14 protein-coding genes and 1 pseudogene are annotated in these 16,756 nt (G+C 47.7%); 3 read left to right on the forward strand and 12 right to left on the reverse strand.

Features of this window, described 5'->3' with window-relative positions:
* Window positions 1-9: 9 nt before the first annotated feature.
* The 8 genes from ACED36_RS02610 to ACED36_RS02645 all read right to left on the reverse strand — a co-directional run bounded on the left by ACED36_RS02610 (window position 10) and on the right by ACED36_RS02645 (window position 9,423).
* A complete protein-coding gene (locus ACED36_RS02610; RefSeq protein WP_017005333.1) occupies window positions 10-867 on the reverse strand; it encodes a universal stress protein in 858 nt (285 codons plus the stop codon).
* Window positions 868-879: 12 nt separating this feature from the next.
* Window positions 880-2,886, reverse strand: coding sequence for a tripartite tricarboxylate transporter permease (locus ACED36_RS02615; RefSeq protein WP_016958861.1), 2,007 nt, complete (start codon window positions 2,884-2,886; stop codon window positions 880-882).
* 70 nt (window positions 2,887-2,956) lie between these two features.
* A complete protein-coding gene (locus ACED36_RS02620; RefSeq protein ID WP_371732734.1) occupies window positions 2,957-4,084 on the reverse strand; it encodes a Bug family tripartite tricarboxylate transporter substrate binding protein in 1,128 nt (375 codons plus the stop codon).
* A gap of 298 nt (window positions 4,085-4,382) precedes the next feature.
* A complete protein-coding gene (locus ACED36_RS02625; protein WP_141709926.1) occupies window positions 4,383-5,447 on the reverse strand; it encodes a 4-oxalomesaconate tautomerase in 1,065 nt (354 codons plus the stop codon).
* Window positions 5,448-5,544: 97 nt separating this feature from the next.
* Window positions 5,545-6,615 (reverse strand): ABC transporter substrate-binding protein, encoded by a 1,071-nt coding sequence (locus tag ACED36_RS02630; RefSeq protein WP_017003689.1) that lies wholly within the window; start codon window positions 6,613-6,615, stop codon window positions 5,545-5,547.
* Entirely contained in the window at window positions 6,612-8,072 is a 1,461-nt protein-coding gene (locus ACED36_RS02635) for a sensor histidine kinase N-terminal domain-containing protein (RefSeq protein ID WP_371732735.1), read from the reverse strand. The genes ACED36_RS02630 and ACED36_RS02635 overlap by 4 nt, the downstream gene beginning before the upstream one ends.
* A 2-nt stretch (window positions 8,073-8,074) precedes the next feature.
* Entirely contained in the window at window positions 8,075-8,740 is a 666-nt protein-coding gene (locus ACED36_RS02640) for a response regulator transcription factor (protein ID WP_016958866.1), read from the reverse strand.
* A 314-nt stretch (window positions 8,741-9,054) separates the two neighbouring features.
* On the reverse strand, window positions 9,055-9,423 hold the full coding sequence (locus ACED36_RS02645) for a winged helix-turn-helix transcriptional regulator (protein ID WP_371732736.1): 369 nt from the start codon (window positions 9,421-9,423) through the stop codon (window positions 9,055-9,057).
* A 348-nt stretch (window positions 9,424-9,771) separates the two neighbouring features.
* Here ACED36_RS02645 and katB point away from each other — a divergent pair, with 348 nt between their 5' ends.
* Window positions 9,772-11,232, forward strand: coding sequence for a catalase KatB (gene katB / locus ACED36_RS02650; RefSeq protein ID WP_016958868.1), 1,461 nt, complete (start codon window positions 9,772-9,774; stop codon window positions 11,230-11,232).
* A gap of 116 nt (window positions 11,233-11,348) precedes the next feature.
* Here katB and ACED36_RS02655 read toward each other — a convergent pair whose 3' ends face one another.
* The 3 genes and pseudogenes from ACED36_RS02655 to ACED36_RS02665 all read right to left on the reverse strand — a co-directional run.
* Window positions 11,349-12,257, reverse strand: a complete 909-nt coding sequence (locus ACED36_RS02655; protein WP_016958869.1) for a hypothetical protein — start codon at window positions 12,255-12,257, stop codon at window positions 11,349-11,351.
* A gap of 80 nt (window positions 12,258-12,337) precedes the next feature.
* Window positions 12,338-12,892, reverse strand: coding sequence for a luciferase family protein (locus tag ACED36_RS02660; RefSeq protein WP_371732737.1), 555 nt, complete (start codon window positions 12,890-12,892; stop codon window positions 12,338-12,340).
* Between the two features lie 87 nt (window positions 12,893-12,979).
* Window positions 12,980-13,642 (reverse strand): annotated as a pseudogene (locus ACED36_RS02665) (outer membrane protein); the annotation flags it as partial.
* Window positions 13,643-13,755: 113 nt separating this feature from the next.
* Between ACED36_RS02665 and ACED36_RS02670 the strand changes: the two are divergent.
* The gene (locus ACED36_RS02670) at window positions 13,756-14,661 is read left to right on the forward strand and encodes a LysR family transcriptional regulator (protein WP_016958872.1); all 906 of its coding nucleotides are present in this window, start codon (window positions 13,756-13,758) and stop codon (window positions 14,659-14,661) included.
* A gap of 75 nt (window positions 14,662-14,736) precedes the next feature.
* Here ACED36_RS02670 and ACED36_RS02675 read toward each other — a convergent pair whose 3' ends face one another.
* Window positions 14,737-15,687, reverse strand: a complete 951-nt coding sequence (locus tag ACED36_RS02675; RefSeq protein ID WP_371732738.1) for a LysR family transcriptional regulator — start codon at window positions 15,685-15,687, stop codon at window positions 14,737-14,739.
* 148 nt (window positions 15,688-15,835) lie between these two features.
* On the opposite strand from ACED36_RS02675, the gene ACED36_RS02680 reads away from it, so the two are divergent.
* Window positions 15,836-16,648: an enoyl-CoA hydratase/isomerase family protein gene (locus tag ACED36_RS02680; RefSeq protein WP_016958874.1), complete on the forward strand. Its 813-nt coding sequence runs from the start codon at window positions 15,836-15,838 to the stop codon at window positions 16,646-16,648.
* The last annotated feature ends 108 nt before the right edge of the window (window positions 16,649-16,756 follow it).

Consider the following 16,756-nt stretch of genomic DNA (forward strand, 5'->3'; position numbering starts at 1 on the left):
ACGAGAACGTTAACCAATCATCCACAAAGGGACTTGGGATTTTTTAAGCAGACTCTTAGTGACATCACCAAACATTTGTTGATGAATACGCTGATGAGCATACGCACCACAAACTATCGCATCCGCATTGAGCCTGATCGCGGTCGATAAAATCGCCGTCGGCGTTCGCATACGGCCTGACTTAAACACTTCACAGTCACATGCTATCTCATGCATGGCCAGATACTCCTGCAAATCTATTTGAGTCGGCCTTATGTCTATCGAGCGTTCACTGGTGACGATGCTCACCTTCTCAGCACTTCTAAGAAGATGCATTGCAGATGCCACGGCTCGCGTTGCTTGAGTATCTCCGTTCCAAGCAATCATCACGTGCTTTGGCGAAAAATGCGTTTGGGTTCTCGGCATGATCAATACAGGCTTACCGCTATGCAGAACCGCCGCCTCAAAACTTACGCTGGACTTACCTCGCTTTGGCTGAGGAATGATTGTTAAATCAGACAATTTGCCTTTTTCTGCAACCACTTCGCCACGAAACCCCATCACTTCATGCCATTTTGCCGAGGTGATATGACTCATTGGATAACGGTTTACCTGAGAAATAGACAAACTTCGGCAAGTGTCTTCAAACAACTCCCGCATCATGTCCAGATCTTCACTGACATAGTCGGCCACAATTTGGTCAATACGTTTGTGAAATTCATTTGAAATGAGCTGCATTTCATTCGGTAGCAGCTGCTTTGGATCAATGTGGGCATGAAGCACATCAAGATGTGCGCGAAAGAAACTCGCTACATTGAGCGCTCCTTCCAGCCTCTCTTTCGCATTCTCATTAGATGCTAGGGGCATAATGATCGTTCGAATAGTCATGTTCACCTCCTGTTAGTAGCCGAGCGGCCAAGGTAGCTCGATATATTCCTGAAGCAGCCCCACGGGAAGTTCCAGTACCATTGCATTCGTAAGAAAGAGTAAGAATCCCACGGCTATCGCTGTCAACGCTAACGCGCGCCAAAGGCTAACACTTGCTTTTACCACCAAAAAAGAAACAAAAAATACACTGATCGAGATGACATAACCCACCAGATAACACCCGGCAACCAACACAAACAACCAGTAGAGGTAATGCATCATGCTGGTGGAGCTTTTATCAAATACGTAACCTTGTTCGTACTCCATATCGAAATAAATGGGGTCGTTGGTAGGTTTAGTGAGAAGTTGATAAAGCACGATAGCGGAGAGCACCCACATCAAACTGCCGACCATAATGGTGAACACTCCGCCAAGGAAGCTCTGCTGTAAACCATCATAAATGGCATACAAAAAGATGAGATTCACAACACCAGCAAAAATGACCTGTGGTGTGCGATTGCATGCTTTTGCTGGGGTGGTTTCAGCTTCTGTTGAAGACGCTGAAGACGAGTCATCTTGCTTAACCGCATTCTGTTTTCGATACATAAAAAACAACGATAAGAGCGTGATGATGCCAATGATGATAACGCCCGGTCTTAGCAAGAACCCAGCGCCATCAAATTGAACCGCTTGATAGAGATACGTTTCCATGCCGCCTGCGAGGACAAATCCAATCAAAAAAGCAGGACGCGGCCAGTCAAAGCGCTTCATCAATACACCAAGGAAGCCGATAGCCAATAAAGTAACCAGATCACCAAGATCTCGGGTTGCTTGAAACGCAGCAAAGCAAATCACCATCACCATGAACGGTGCAAGCAAGCTATAGCGAATAGTGGTAAGGCGAGCGACAGTTGGCGAAATCAGCATACAGGCACCAGCCCCAAATACATTTGCCAATGCCAGAGACCAAACGATGGTATAGGTGATATCGAGATCGGTGCTCACCATGGCAGGGCCCGGCTCCAGACCCACTAGCACCATGCCGCCAAGAAAAACCGCCATACTGCCCGATCCTGGAATACCAAACAGCAATGTCGGTACTAGCCCGCCCCCTTCTTTGGCATTATTGGCTGACTCAGGTGCAATCACACCCCGAACATCACCATGGCCAAATTGCGGATTGTCCTTTGTTGTTTGTACTGCATGACCGTAGGCAATCCAGTCTACAACGCTGCCACCCAGTCCTGGCAACGCACCAATGATACAACCAATCACGCTGCAACGAAGCGCAAGCCATTTGTTGTTCACAAAGTCCCGAATACCCTCTGACCAACCACTACCAAGATTGCTGGCATTGGCGATTGGCTTGTTTTGGCGCAGTAAGTCGATGATTTCTGGCAAGGCAAATATGCCTAAACCCACCACCACGAGCGGAATACCATCCATCAGGTAGAAATTATCAAAAGCCATGCGATATTCACCCGTAGCAGGTGCACTGCCAAGGCTACCTAACACGACGCCAAAGCCACAAGCAGACAGGCCCTTAACGAAACTTTTACCCGCCAATGCGCCTACCATACTGAGGCCAAGAATAGTGAGCATAAACAATTCAGCGGAGCCAAACGCCAAAATCACAGGGCGCGCGATCAAAACAAATACCGTTAAGATCAATGCCCCGAACAAGCCCCCGAATAGAGACGAAGTGAACGCCGCCGATAAAGCACGCGCAGCCTGTCCACGCTTTGCCATCGGGAACCCGTCTAACACTGTCGCCTGAGACCCACTTGAACCGGGAATCCCCATCAGTACAGAGGTAAATGTGTCAGAAGTCGGGATCACGGCCACCAATCCAATCAGCATTGCGAGCGCTGAAACGGGCTCCATCCCATACAAAAACGGAAGGAGAAGAGACAAACCTGCGATGCCGCCTAAGCCGGGAAATATACCAATGCCCAGCCCCAAAATGACGCCGCCAAGCATATAAGTGATGTGTTGCAGACTGAGTATCGTCTGCAAGGAATCGAGTAATTCGCTGAACATAGACAATGCCTTTAGGAAGGAAATGAAGTTCAGTGCAAGCATTCGCCTGCACTAAGCTTCAAAAAATGCGTTAGAACTTGGTGTTATATTTTTCAGTTAGCCAAGCGCGAACCCATTCGCGGTCTGCTTCACTAAGAGACAAAGCCGTTTTCAATGCCGCTTGTGCACTTTCACCGGTGAGCTGTGGGTAATCACCCAGCACGTTGTCAGACTTCTGTTTAAAATCAGGCTGATTGACCATCGCCGTTGCGGAGTTACGCCATGTGGAGAGAATGCCTGCAGACACGTCTTTTGGAAGAAAGATCATTTTCTGCGCAGCGAAGCCAGCGGCGAAAAATGCTTTCCAAACCTCAAAACCTTGGTTAGTCGCAGCATCAGGGTTTGCCATTGCATAAACTTCCGCGAAGTGTGGAAGGTCTGGGAAGTTAGGATCCCGCTGTAATTTTCCGTCAGCGCCTAATACGCCAAAGCTGAATAGCGGAATCGCAGTCCCTTCATCGACAAGTGGTGTCACCTTTTTGATGAAAGAAGAGGTGGTTTGGGAATCAATATTCACTTCACCGCGTTCAAACGCTAAACGACCAGCGCCGCGACCTTTCATGCCAAAGATAGCCTTGACGTCCAAGTTCAATAAGTTCATAGCAAGAAGGGGGACCAAATCAATCGACGTAGCGCCTTGGCTTGCATACTTAAACGACACTTGATCTTTCTTGGCCAGTAAATCCTGAACGTTTTTAATCCCAGTGGATGGTGAAACATACATAACACCGCCAGTCGGAGAGGCCAATACGATGCTCCAGTCGTTGTACTCATACTTCACACGACTGTCATTGAGCAGATATGGGTACTGAGTAGACGCAGAACTCGCGAAAATATTCAGTCCGTTAGCGCGCGCTTTTTGTGCAAAACGATTAGCACCTTTTGTCGAGCCGCCACCCGGAATGTTCTTGACGACAACAACCGGATTACCCGGCAATGCGGCAGTGAGCAACGGCGCATAAAAGCGTGCCCATGTGTCCGTGCCGCCTCCCTCTTTATAAGGCACCGTGAATTCAACACGTTTACCTTTGAAAGACACGTCCTCTGCAATCGCCGTGGAGGGCATTGCCACCAATGCGCTCATCCCTAAAATCGCCGCGTTGAACGAGCGACGTACCGTTGCCATTTTTGAGTTTGGTTGCTTATGAATAAACATCATTCCACCTTCGTTTGCGTCCAATGCCATTTTCATAACGGCTAAAAATCATTCATTAGTGTTGGTTTCATTGGTTACGCTATTGGGTGAAACTGTCACCACGCTGACATACCACATATTGATAACAAAAACGTTACATTAGGCGTATTCAGTAGGCCGTATTCAATGGTTCATGCTCAAGACAAGTGAAGCTTGAGGCCAAAAAAAACCACCTCAGAAGGTGATTAAACGTCGCTCACAAGACGAATCAGTGTGATGACGAAATATCGAAAACAAGGGGAAAATTCGATAAGGCACAAGATCAGTAGTAGGCATCGCCTTTAAACAATGGTCTTGCTGTTCGTACAAGTGCGGCTTGCCTGATCTGTGGCTCTTCGTCGTTAGCTTCAATCACCACACTCACCGCGATTTTTCCTGCCGGATGTTCGATTTCTATCTGGTTCGACTTTAGGTTTCGTGCGGCTTCATAAGCGACAGTGCCCGGTAGCATGGTCGAGACCGCCACACAAATAGCACCTGTCACTGCATGGCTGGCGTGACAATTATGGGGAACAAAATAACGCGATGTAATGTTTCCGCCATTAGCGGGCGGCGCGACAAGGGATACTTTGGGAATGACGCTGTTACTGACATCCCCTAGCCCCATTCTCTCGCCGGCTTCTCGGCGAATGGATTCCAGTTTTTGCAGAAATTCGGCGTCGGCATCAAGCTCAGTTTTAGTTTCATAACCGGTTTTTCCCATCCCCTTCGCGGGAATATGAACCATGGGCACAGACGCATCAATACAGCTCACAGTGACGCCTTGAATATCATCTTTAAAACGCCCAGTCGGGAACAGTTTTCCCGTTTTGGCACCTCCGACATTCAGAAAATTGAGTAGAATTGGCGACCCCGTTTCAGGCACGCCATCAATTTTTATGTTGCCTTCCAGCTTCACTTTTCCATTGGGTGTTTCAGCGGTAACTTCAATAATCGTATTGGTATTAATGTTACGGACTCGGATGGTGGTTTCCGGGTCTTGCAATGTAATCAGACCCTTTTCATCACCAAAGATCAGAATGCCCGATAGGATATTTCCACATGACGGCTTGGTATCCACAACACGATCTTCTACTCCTACTTGTGCAAACAAATAATCGAGATCGACATTATCGAAAGCGCTTTTTGAAACGATGGCCACTTTGCTAGTCAACGATGTACCGCCACCAATACCGTTAATTTGTTGCGGGTCGCCAGAGCCCATCACGTGGATCAACACATCGTCACGCTGTTGCTCATTTTCTGGTAAATCACTTGCCAGAAAATATGCTCCTTTTGACGTGCCACCCCTGATCAGCATACAAGGAATGCTTGTTGATCTTTCCACTATTCAACTCCTTAGCCACGTTTCTCCATTTATGTGGCTAAAGGGTATGAGGTGAAACTGTCAGTACGCTGTCACCGTATGTCGCGATGAAATGAGCCTACTCAAGCTCTTTGAGTGCGTTTTCCCATTCCGTGATCACGATTTCACGCTTGTTAGGGTCAGAGCTCACCAGCAAGGTGACATCCAAGGGGATGGGTTTTAGTTGATCAATCAACACCTCACGCATCGCATTGGCCGATTTTGGGCTGTCGATATCAGTTCGAATTGGCGGCATATTGGTTTGCTCTGCCATCAGTCGTTGTCCAGCCAGCGAAACCAAATAATTCATGAACAGTTTTGCATCATTTGGGTTCTCAGTCGTTTTATTGATAAACGCCGAGCGAATCACAACGGGCGTATAATCTTCAGCAGCAACAATAATGACGTCATCATACTTTTCTGCCCACGATTTGGCGTAAGAGCCCATGATGTTATAAGCGAGAAGGATTTCGTTTTCGTGTAGGGCTGTCAACATGGATGCGGAGCTTGGAAAGGTGCGTACATTATGAATTTTGAACAGCTCCAGAATCTGACCATAATTAGTCGCCTGAATACGCTCAAATGACCAAAGCAAATAGCCGATACCCACCCGACGAATATCAAACGTTCCCATTTTTCCATTCAGTTCATTGCCGTAGCGACGAATAAAGCTCAATAACTCGACACGATTCTTTGGTACAACTTTGTCTCGCATGAAGGCTTTGTTAAGCACGATCACCGCAGGTTCGTAACTAAATCCATAAAGCTCATCACGCCATACCGCCCATGTCGGTAAATGGTTGGTCTGATTCGGAATATGGCTGGTGGGGGGCGAGTGAGGAAGCGCAAAACCATCGTTAACTAACCTAAACTGCAAGTCCATAACAGAACTAATAGTGATGTCTGGTTTGGGCTCAATATGTTCGCGTATGTGCCTATCAAGATCATTGCTACTGATGGCTTGGTATTCAATTAGAATAGACGGATGACGCCGTTGAAAATCATCTAACAGTGGCTGCATTTCTGACAAATAGGCAGCAGCATAAATGCTAATCGCTTTTCGGGTAAAGCCATCCCCTTCTTGCGCCGACACAGCGCCGAGCGTGAAAAACGCAATCCCTATCAAGCCAACAACATATCGTCGTATCATCGCTTCCTCCAATGTCCATACGGGAACACGACTTTCACTGTAAGACCCGAAGGTTGCGTGTCTTCCAGCGAGAGTTCAGCATTAAAATTTCGCGCTACTTCGAGAGCGATCGCCATGCCTAAACCCGTACCTTGGCTGATGTTATTGGAGCTTCTATAGAAACGCTCGAACACATGGGGTTTATCTTGGGCCGCAATACCCTGTCCATGATCTTCAATAGCCAGAACGATATTTCCCACATCCTGATTAATGAGAATGTCGATCTTGCTGTGATCAGGGCTATATTTGACCGCATTTTCAATCAGATTAATGAGCATTTGGGCAAGTGCGAAATCATCACCATAAATGACCACATCAACCGAGTCTTGATAGCTCAACTCGATATCACGCGATAGCGCATTTATCGCCAAATCACGACAGATGTTTTTGACCGTATCGTTGAAATGAATAATGCCCGGCGCCATGCTGCGATGCCGATGAGTAATCGTCGCCTGATTCAAGAGTTGGCTAATGGTTCGATCAAGCAGATTACACGCCGTCAAGACCGTGACAAGGTGTTGTTTTGTCTCAGGATCATTGCTGCTGTTCAAAGCAAGTTCAGCGTGTGCCTTCAAACCCGCCAGAGGCGTTTTGAGCTGATGGGCGGCTTCACTGGTAAAGTTTTTTAAGTTACCCAGTGTCGTATCTAATTGCCCCATAAACCGATTAATGGTGGTGATCAAATGATCAATTTCTTGAGGGCCTTGATGCCCGATTGGGGTCAGGTCAACCGTCGAACGCTTGGCTATCTTCCGGTTGATATCCCGTATAGGGCGAATAATTTTCCACGTAGAAAGAAGGATGAGAAGCAAGGCACTGATAATCACCATGGCCACAAGTTTTTGTGCCTGAAACGTGATTTCTTTTTCAAGCAATAAGCGGGAATTCAGGGTCTGCCCGACAAGAACATAAACTTCTCGCAAACCACTCGGTGTGTTAATGGAATTACTCACCAAAGAAAATCTAAAATCATCCCCCTTGTACAACACATCAAAGTAGTCAGCTTTAGGCTCTAACTGGCTTTGATAGCTTAAAATTTTCTGGCGAATAACAGAGTGCTCTGCCAAATCATCATACCCTGTCACCACATCAAAACTCTCGGCGACAACCAGATAAAAGACACGATCTTGCGGGGATTGCGCCAACACTTTGAATGCCGATATTGGAATATCCACACTCCAATTCAAATTCACGTAGCGAACATTATCAAGGATTTGGACCGCGGAACTGGACAGCGAACGGTCATAAGACAACTGCGCCGTATGATGAGCGTATCGACTTGCCGCCCAAAGGGTGAGAATACTGACAGCAAGAAGCAAAGCAAATGACGTCGAGAGAAGCTGGAAACGAAGGCTTTTGCTCGACCAGTGAAAACGTCGAAACGGTAAAAACGGAATGCGGCGTTTTATTGTCGTCACGACTAGCTCTGCATGTCGATAATGTAACCGAGCCCACGAAGGGTTTTAATCTCGACATCGCTGCTTATGAGCGCTTTTCGAAGGCGAGCGACGTAGGTTTCAATAGCATTCAGGTTCGGCGTGTCATCAAAACCATACAGATGATCGATGATTTCCTCTTTGCTCATCACCCGGTTTGTATGGCTGAGAAATATCTCGAGCAACCGCAACTCTCGTTGCTTCAGCGCGATTTCTTCGCCCTTAACAAACACGCGACAACTTGCCTGATCGAATTCAATATCACCAACTTGAAGCGTACTCTTTCCCGTGCCATGCCGACGACGAACCACAGCACGACAACGGGCTTCAAGCTCGCCAAAATCAAACGGTTTAGTGATGTAATCATCAGCACCAAGATCAAGAAGGTGAATGCGATCATGTACTTCAGTACGCGCGGTTAACACCAAGATAGGCGTGTCAGAAACATGGCGAATTTTCTTAGCGATTTGCTCACCAGAACGATGGGGCAAATTCAGATCGAGGATCACCAAATCGAACTCAGTTTGGCTGACCATGGCATACGCCATGTTGCCATCGTACGCGCAATCTACACCATGACCTTGTTTGATAAACCGCTGTTCAATAGCTTCGCTGATCAACTTGTCATCTTCGACAATGAGAATTCTCACACTACAACCATCCAAGTGAATGAGTGTTAAGTATTGGTTGCCGAACGGTTAATTTCAATATATTGAAGCGTGTCTAGTGCACGGTTCTTAGGTTTTGAAAAGCAATAAAAGTGAGTTCCCACTCAAAGGATATGCATCTCATTGCGACTACAATGCAATAAGACGCATACCAGTGAACGCACAGGCAAGAGCGAAAAAATACGCTATTGAGGCGCCGACAGCGTCACCTCAGAAAGAAACTGTTCAGAAAGGGACACGTTAGAAGAATAGAAAGATGGTGATGTTCCTGCATGTCAAACCGACGACAACAGGTTTTATTTTCGAAGTTGAATTCGATGCTGCTCGGACCACACTCTCAAATCATCAAGTATTTTCAAAGCACTACGACCAAATTCGGTCAATTCATAGCTGACCGCAATGGGGCGATCACTGATCACTTTACGCTCGACCATGTCTTCTGCTTCCAGCTCTTTCAAGCGCTGGTCGATCATTTTTTTACTCGCCCCGCCGAGCAAACGGGCCAAATCATTAAATCGTACGGGTCCGTCTTTCAGGTGGTAAATCAGCGTCCCCTTCCATTTTCCACCAATTAGACGCATGCCCTTTTCGATGGCACAGGGTTCAGTACACGTGTTGACCACACTTTTACGGCCTTTAACGTCGATTTTCACTTCGCTGTTCACGATTCAATTCTCTTGTCAGACATACAGGTCACTTAAAGTACACAGGTTAGCACCTGACCCAAGGTTACCATAATGAACCAGGTTGAAACATGGAAGCGTTACCAAGGTTTCATCGCGTCAGCTTGAATACTCTGTTAGGTTTTCCTGTCCGCTCATACGCTAAAACCCCATACAACACCTGTACGCAGATCCAACATATCCCCCAATCAAAACTCACCCAGATAACATCTATCACTATTAATATGATTTAAATCAATATTAAAAACCAATATTCGTTTATAACCCTCCATACTGGAATGATATTGATTCTTGTTTGTGCATCGAGCATGAACATGTTTAGGGAAAGAAATGGAAAATACACGTTACCTCACCAGCCAGAATGGCGCACCTGTTGCCGATGATCAAAACTCACTGACCGCCGGAGAGCGCGGCCCAGTATTGTTGCAAGATTGGCATCTTATCGAGAAGCTAGCGCATTTTAACCGCGAGCGAATTCCAGAGCGTATTGTTCACGCCAAAGGCACTGGTGCATACGGTACATTCACGCTGACCCGTGATCTGGCTGAATTCACACTGGCTGATCATTTCAACGGCGAAGGCAAACAAACAGAAACGTTCGTTCGCTTTTCAACGGTGGGTGGCGAAATGGGCTCGGCGGACGCAGAGCGAGACCCACGCGGTTTTGGCCTTCGTTTTTACACCCAACGTGGTAACCACGATATCGTCGGCAACAACACGCCAACGTTTTTCCTGCGTGACGGTATTAAATTCCCAGATTTCATCCACACTCAAAAACGTAACCCTCATACCAACCTGAAAGATGCTCAGGCCATGTGGGAATTCTGGTCGTTAAACCCAGAATGTATGCACCAAGTGACGGTGCTAATGTCTGATCGCGGCATTCCTGCGAACTATCGTCAAATGCACGGCTATGGTTCACACACCTACTCTCTTTGGAACAACAAAGGTGAGCGCTTTTGGGTGAAGTTCCACTTCAAGAGCCAACAAGGCGTAGTGAACTTGACCAATGATCAAGCAGCGATTCTGCGCGGTATTGACCCAGATTCAAGCCAGCGTGATTTGGTTTTGGCTATTCAAGACGGTCACTTCCCGCGTTGGAGCGTGAACGTTCAAATCATGCCGGAAGCGGATGCGAACACCTATCACATCAACCCGTTCGATCTGACAAAGGTATGGCCGCACAGCGACTACCCATTGATTGAAATCGGTGAGTTAGAACTTAACCGTTTACCAGAGAACTACTTCGCTGAAGTTGAGCAAGTGGCGTTAGCGCCAAGCAACTTGGTTCCAGGTGTTGGTGCGTCTCCAGACAAGATGCTGCAAGCGCGTCTGTTCGCGTACGCGGATGCTCAGCGTTACCGTTTAGGTGCAAACTACAACCACCTACCCGTAAACTGCCCGCATGCCACACAGGCAAATCATTACCAACGTGCTGGCGCGATGGCAGGCACGCAATGCCCTTACTCTGGTCATCAGACAGGTCAAAATGCGTCACCAAACTTTGGCCCTAACCAACAAGATGATTTGGTTGAAGCCACTGAATTTAAAGAACCACCAATGCGTTTAGACGGCGAAGCAGACCGTTACAGCCGCTACAACCAAGACGACTTTGCACAAGCAGGTAACCTATACCGCTTGTTCAGCGAAGATGAAAAAGCGCGTCTGATTGAAACCATCTGCGGTTCGCTGTCTCAAGCTTCTGAAGATGTTCAACGCAAAATGACCGAGCACTTCAGCAACGCCGATGCAGACTACGGTCAACGCATCGCGAACACGTTGGGTTTGTAGAACGCGACGTGTTTTAGATTTTCTAAGCAACACAAAAAAGGGACAACGAAAACGTTGTCCCTTTTTCTTTGACGCGTACGTGAGAGGTAAATTTTGTACCCACTCGAAAATATCAGTTAGTCTAATTCACCTAACGCTTCAGCGACCATGTCTGTGTTGCCAAGGCCTTCAGACGGAATGTATCCACTGCCCGAAAAGCCGGTAAATGCGCTGCTATTTGCGCCAATAAGAGCATTCATTGTGGTGCCTTCATTGGTAACCACGATGACATTGGGTCCCGCAGTGTCGGTAAAGGTTTGGTCCATAACGGTATTACTCAATGCTGTCACCTGATTGCTGCCATCCACAGACCACCAGTTAGCAATGAAATCCGTACCACCGACGTGGCAATCTGCCGTGGCTTCGACAACCTCTCCCGAAATACCAAACGCATACTCGCTGTTTCCGGGTACGTTCACCATTAAATTAGCCGTGTTGCACACGTTAGGGTCTGTGTCTTCCAGATTATTGACGATGGCTTCGTTCAACGCGATGTTTTGTAAGCCTGCTCGCTTCATTGCGCCAAAATACGCAGTGGAAGACGTCTGATAACTCAGCGCATAAATATTGAAATCCGCACCGTTAACGCTGTCGTTTGAATACGTAGTCGCTGGGAAATTGGCAACATTGATGGGTGTACCGACATGTGCAAACGCAACGTTTTCGTCGGTGCGGATGTTGCCGTTCGTATCGGTGACTTGAATGGCTTCGCACGCAAGCGAACGCACAATCAGCATGCCTCTGTCGTCCGAGCCTTCGAACACAAAACCCATGTCGGTGAGGCTATTGACGGTGACCCCCGCTGGCACCTGCGCTTGTAAGTCAGCCTTTGAAACGACAATACCTCCTGCAATCTCTCGGCAGTTAGAAAAATCGACGTCGGAATCTGTCAACGCGATACTCGTGCTGTTGCAGGCTGTTAAACCCAAGCATAGCGTCGCGGCTAGAGTCAAAGGCATGTTGAATGTGGTTTTTTTCGCTGTCATGGGGTTGCTCCAGAAAAAAGGCAGTATTCATCAGTGGAAGTGACAATCTGCACAAATGACAAATAGATAGGTGAGCCCCTCTATTTGAGGGACGAGAGTTTTTGTCCTGTCACGTAATCAAAGGAAGCCAGCACCAGTTGATAGACGACATTGACTTCTGCATCGGTCGTTGGGGTGTAAATCATGACAAATCCTTCCCAGCCCTTTCGTTTCTTTGCCCAAGGGTGATAAGTCGCCCAACCCGCGTTCACTGCTTCGCTGGCTTTTGTGGGAGAAAGCGACGCATGCAAACTACCATCGGGGTGCATGTGCGCGAATTCGCGCCCGCCAACTATCGCCTGAGGGTTGGCCAATTCGAGATGCTCCGAAACCCAAAACCCGCTCGCGCCGGGCATGGAAATCATCGTGTCTCGAATTTCAATACCTTGAACCCGTGAAACACGCGTCATGAGTTCTGCCAAAAAAGCAGGATTTGATTCCCCGCCCAATTGCACGTGTGGCACGCTATTGGTGGTAGCTGGTACTGGGCTGGTTCGCGCTGGCAGACGTTCAAGTTCCGCGGCGAAGGCTGTCCCAATGAACAAAGCGCTCAAGAACAATGCAAACAACGCGCTGATTTTTTTTTTGGTACACATGACATGCCTCCGATGACGATTTACTTAGAACCGGTAACGCAAACCTAGCTGCACTTCATGTGCTGTTGCATTGTCGATGCGAAAGCCATCCGTGAAATCATCTTGGCCCGTACTGGCATCACCCAATGAGACAAATTGATATTCGCCAATCAGGCTCATTTTCTCGGTAATGGCGTAACTCGTACCGATACCTACATTCCAAGTGAATTCCGTGGAGGTTTCATCTGCATAGTCGTCATAGAAGCCGTCTGACGTACCATCGAGTTGATCGAAAAAGCCTTGAACACCAGCGCCACCCAGCTTTGCCGAATATTCGTTGCGCGCCACACCAACACCCGCTTTCAGGTATGGCGTAAATGCCGTGCCTGTGTTCACGTCATAAAAGCCTTCAAGGGTCAGCGTGGTGCTTTTGAGTTTTCCGTTAAGCGCATATTCTTCACCTACTCGTGAGCCAGTGCCGACGCGTTGGCTATTAAACTTGCCTTCACGATAGCCAAGGCGAGTTTCTACGCGAAATTGCTCGTTAATGATGTACCCAAGCCCGAGAGTCGTGACCGTGCCGTCACCCGCATCGAACTTACCCGGAAAATCGGCATCTTGTGCGATGTTATTCCCATAAGGTTCTGAGTCTGTTGCTTGATAGCTCTTCCCCAGCAATCCTGTGGCATAAAGGCCTTCTGCACTGGCAATGCCGGAAAAAAGTGTGGTGGCGAATGCAGCAAATAGTACCGGTGTACGCGTCGATCTCATGGTCTCTCCCTTTACGTTAAGTCACGCCATTTCGGCTTAGGAGAAATCTACAGCAATCCCATTGATTCTGTTATCCTGCATTATAAGAAGACATAATTCCGCTGAGCAGAACAATGATTCATTATCTTAAACACATGGCGATTTTTGCGCGGGTGGTAGACGAAGGCTCTTTTCGCGCTGCAGCGAGGGATCTCAATCTCGCCCCGTCAAGAGTCAGCCAAACCGTGTCTGACCTCGAAGACCATCTGGGGATCACATTGCTTTATCGCACCACGCGAAAAATCTCGCTAACGAATGAAGGGCGTATGTTTTATCCGCGAGTGGTGGACATGCTGCGCAATGCGGAAATGGGCCTGAATGAGCTTAATGCCTTATCGGTAGAACCAGTCGGCGCATTGAATGTATCTCTCCCTGCCTACATGTCCTCTTCCCACATATCCACTTTTCTTGCTGATTTTATTCGTGAATATCCACGTGTTAGCTTGTCGGTTTCTTACACCGATCATCTCGTGGGGTTAGTCGAAAGCGGGTTTGATCTCAATATCCGTATTGGCTGGCTAGATGACAGTTCAATGGTTGCACGCAAGTTAGGAGAGTTTGAACGGGTTCTTGTTGCGGGGGCTAAGTATGCGGCGTCTCGCCCTAAACCAACCAAGCCTGAAGACCTCAGCGATTGGGAGTGGATCAGCTACAAACAGCGCAATGAAAACATTGAGTTTTCATCAGCAGACAAAAAATCAGTGATGTCTTTTAACCACTCTCGCCTGCAGGTAGACAGCATCGACGCTCTGTTCCACTTTGTGCGTCAAAACGTCGGGATTAGTGTTTTACCGCTTCACCTCGCCAAATCAGGCTTGGTGTCGGGTGAACTTGTCCAGCTCTTACCTGATTGGACACTCAGCCCTGTAGGTTGTTACGCCGTTTGGCCGGACAAGTCACGCAGAGCCAATTTGACGCTATTACTGGCTCGGTTTTTGGCGGAAAAAGAGCAGGCGTATGCTGTCGCATCGAAGTGTTAGGTTAGCCCGTCGAGACAGCTCTTTGCCTACACGGGGAATTCCGTGTCGGCTCACTCTATACGCAAGATGTTCGCGTTATTTCGACCCACCATATAGCGCACTAAAGTTAGGAATATTGCGTTCCCACGTAGGCACTTCTTGGCCCACGATAGTTTTTAACGTATCGATGAACAACGTGGTTTTGATCGGAGCATCACGATGGGGGTAGACCGCAAAAAAGCTGCCGAAATCATCAAGGTGAAGCGTCGTCATGATGGGAACTAATCGGCCATCTAGCACCTCATTTTCAATCATCTGAGCAGTAACAACGGCGAGCATGTTTCCCGCAACGGCGGCTTTCTTTATTAGCTCCACATCGTTCACTCTGTACGCGACATTCAGTTTCAAATGCTGGTGTTCTTGTTGGCTATCGCGGTAACCGAATGTGTCGAGTAACAAACCAGGGGCGGCGTAAACAGCGGCAGGAAGCGCTTCCAGCTGCTCGACGGTATTGATCGTTCCGTGTGTTTCAATAAACGCCGGAGAAGCGACAATCAAAAGTCTATCGCGAGCTATCTTTCTGATGACTAGGCGAGAGTTTTTCGGCTTGCCGACACGAATACCAATATCGAACCCTTCACCGACGATATCTACCACGCGATCATCTAAACGCAATTCAATATCTACCTCTGGGTAGCGTTTCTGAAAAGCCACCACGGCTTGTTGCACGAATTGGCGACCAAACAATGTCGTGCTGCTGACTCGCAAGAGCCCCTTCGGTTCAGCGTGATAATTTTGCGCAAGCCGATGTGTCTCATTTAATAACGCTCGTAATGCCTTTGCTTGGTTCATCATTTCATTGCCCGCCGCAGTTAAGGAAAGCGAGCGTGTTGTTCGGTTCAACAACCTGACACCAAGCTCCCGTTCCAATCGGGTAATGTGTTTTGAGATCACTGATCTGTCGACGTTTCTTTGGTCGGAGACCTTGGTAAAAGAGCCGAGCTCTACGACTTCAAGCAGTAACAATAATCGACTTGAGAAATCCATTTGAATCCTTTGGTGCATTTTTGGCATCAATTATATGCCAATTTGCGTATTTTTTGTCATCTCAAACGAATCTATAGTGGCTCCACATTGAGAGATTCACATTATTCAAAGCGCTGACAAGGCGCGATTATCCGAATGAGGAAGACCCATGAACACGATTGCGATAACTCATGAAAACGGCGTAGCGACAGTCACCATTAACAATCCGCCAGTGAACGTTTTGACGATTGACTTAATCAATGAAATCAACGCGTTTGTGCTCTCACTTGAAGACGACCGCGAAACGAAGATCGTGGTATTTAAATCGCTTCATGAGACCTTCTTTTTGGCGCATTTGGATCTGCATGTCATCAACGGTACGCAAGGCGGTCAAGCAGCGTCGATTGAATTCAACCACATGATTACCAACATCAAAAAGATGAAACAGCTTTCGATTGCAGTGGTTGATGGTGTAGCGCGTGGGGGCGGCGACGAATTTGTGATGGCATGTGATTTAGCGTACGCCACTGAAAACGCAGCGTTTGCGCAGCCAGAAATTCATGTGAACATTCCAACCGGCGGGCAAGGAGCGGTGCAATATGCACGACGCATGGGCAAAAACAAAGCCCTGCAAGCATTGTTACTCGGGAATGATTTCTCGGCGCAACAAGCCGAAGCATTAAACATCATTACGCAGTATGTACCTAAAGCGGAATTAGATAGTTTCTTGGCGATGATACTGAGTGTGGTCAGCACATTAGAAGTACGCGATATCGTGATGTACAAAGAGATCATTCACGCTTCCATCATTGATGAAAATGCGGGTGCGGAAATGGAGTTACGATATTTCTTGGAGCGTGCGAAAGAGAATAAAACACAGGCAATCATTGATGCGTTCATCAAGCATGGCGGCCAAACAGAGCGCGAAGCGAAAGACATTCAAGGCATCTTTGTTGACACGGCCAAAGAACTGTCGAAATAACGAATAAATCGCACCAAGCCGAAACGGTCAGCATTATTGTTGGCCGTTTCTGTATTCAAGATCACTAGGTCAACAGGGGTTATTGAACGCTCCCCTTAACGTCGAACC

Source organism: Enterovibrio sp. FF113 (assembly GCF_041439165.1).
Classification (GTDB): Bacteria; Pseudomonadota; Gammaproteobacteria; order Enterobacterales; family Vibrionaceae; genus Enterovibrio; species Enterovibrio norvegicus_A.

Excerpts from the sequence above, each read along its gene's own strand:
- katB (WP_016958868.1), top strand. The coding sequence starts at position 9,772 with ATGGAAAATACACGTTACCTCACCAGCCAGAATGGCGCACCTGTTGCC.
- ACED36_RS02670 (WP_016958872.1), top strand. The coding sequence starts at position 13,756 with ATGATTCATTATCTTAAACACATGGCGATTTTTGCGCGGGTGGTAGAC.
- ACED36_RS02620 (WP_371732734.1), bottom strand. The coding sequence starts at position 4,084 with ATGATGTTTATTCATAAGCAACCAAACTCAAAAATGGCAACGGTACGT.
- ACED36_RS02655 (WP_016958869.1), bottom strand. The coding sequence starts at position 12,257 with ATGACAGCGAAAAAAACCACATTCAACATGCCTTTGACTCTAGCCGCG.
- ACED36_RS02680 (WP_016958874.1), top strand. The coding sequence starts at position 15,836 with ATGAACACGATTGCGATAACTCATGAAAACGGCGTAGCGACAGTCACC.
- ACED36_RS02675 (WP_371732738.1), bottom strand. The coding sequence starts at position 15,687 with ATGGATTTCTCAAGTCGATTATTGTTACTGCTTGAAGTCGTAGAGCTC.
- ACED36_RS02660 (WP_371732737.1), bottom strand. The coding sequence starts at position 12,892 with ATGTGTACCAAAAAAAAAATCAGCGCGTTGTTTGCATTGTTCTTGAGC.
- ACED36_RS02615 (WP_016958861.1), bottom strand. The coding sequence starts at position 2,886 with ATGTTCAGCGAATTACTCGATTCCTTGCAGACGATACTCAGTCTGCAA.
- ACED36_RS02610 (WP_017005333.1), bottom strand. The coding sequence starts at position 867 with ATGACTATTCGAACGATCATTATGCCCCTAGCATCTAATGAGAATGCG.
- ACED36_RS02630 (WP_017003689.1), bottom strand. The coding sequence starts at position 6,615 with ATGATACGACGATATGTTGTTGGCTTGATAGGGATTGCGTTTTTCACG.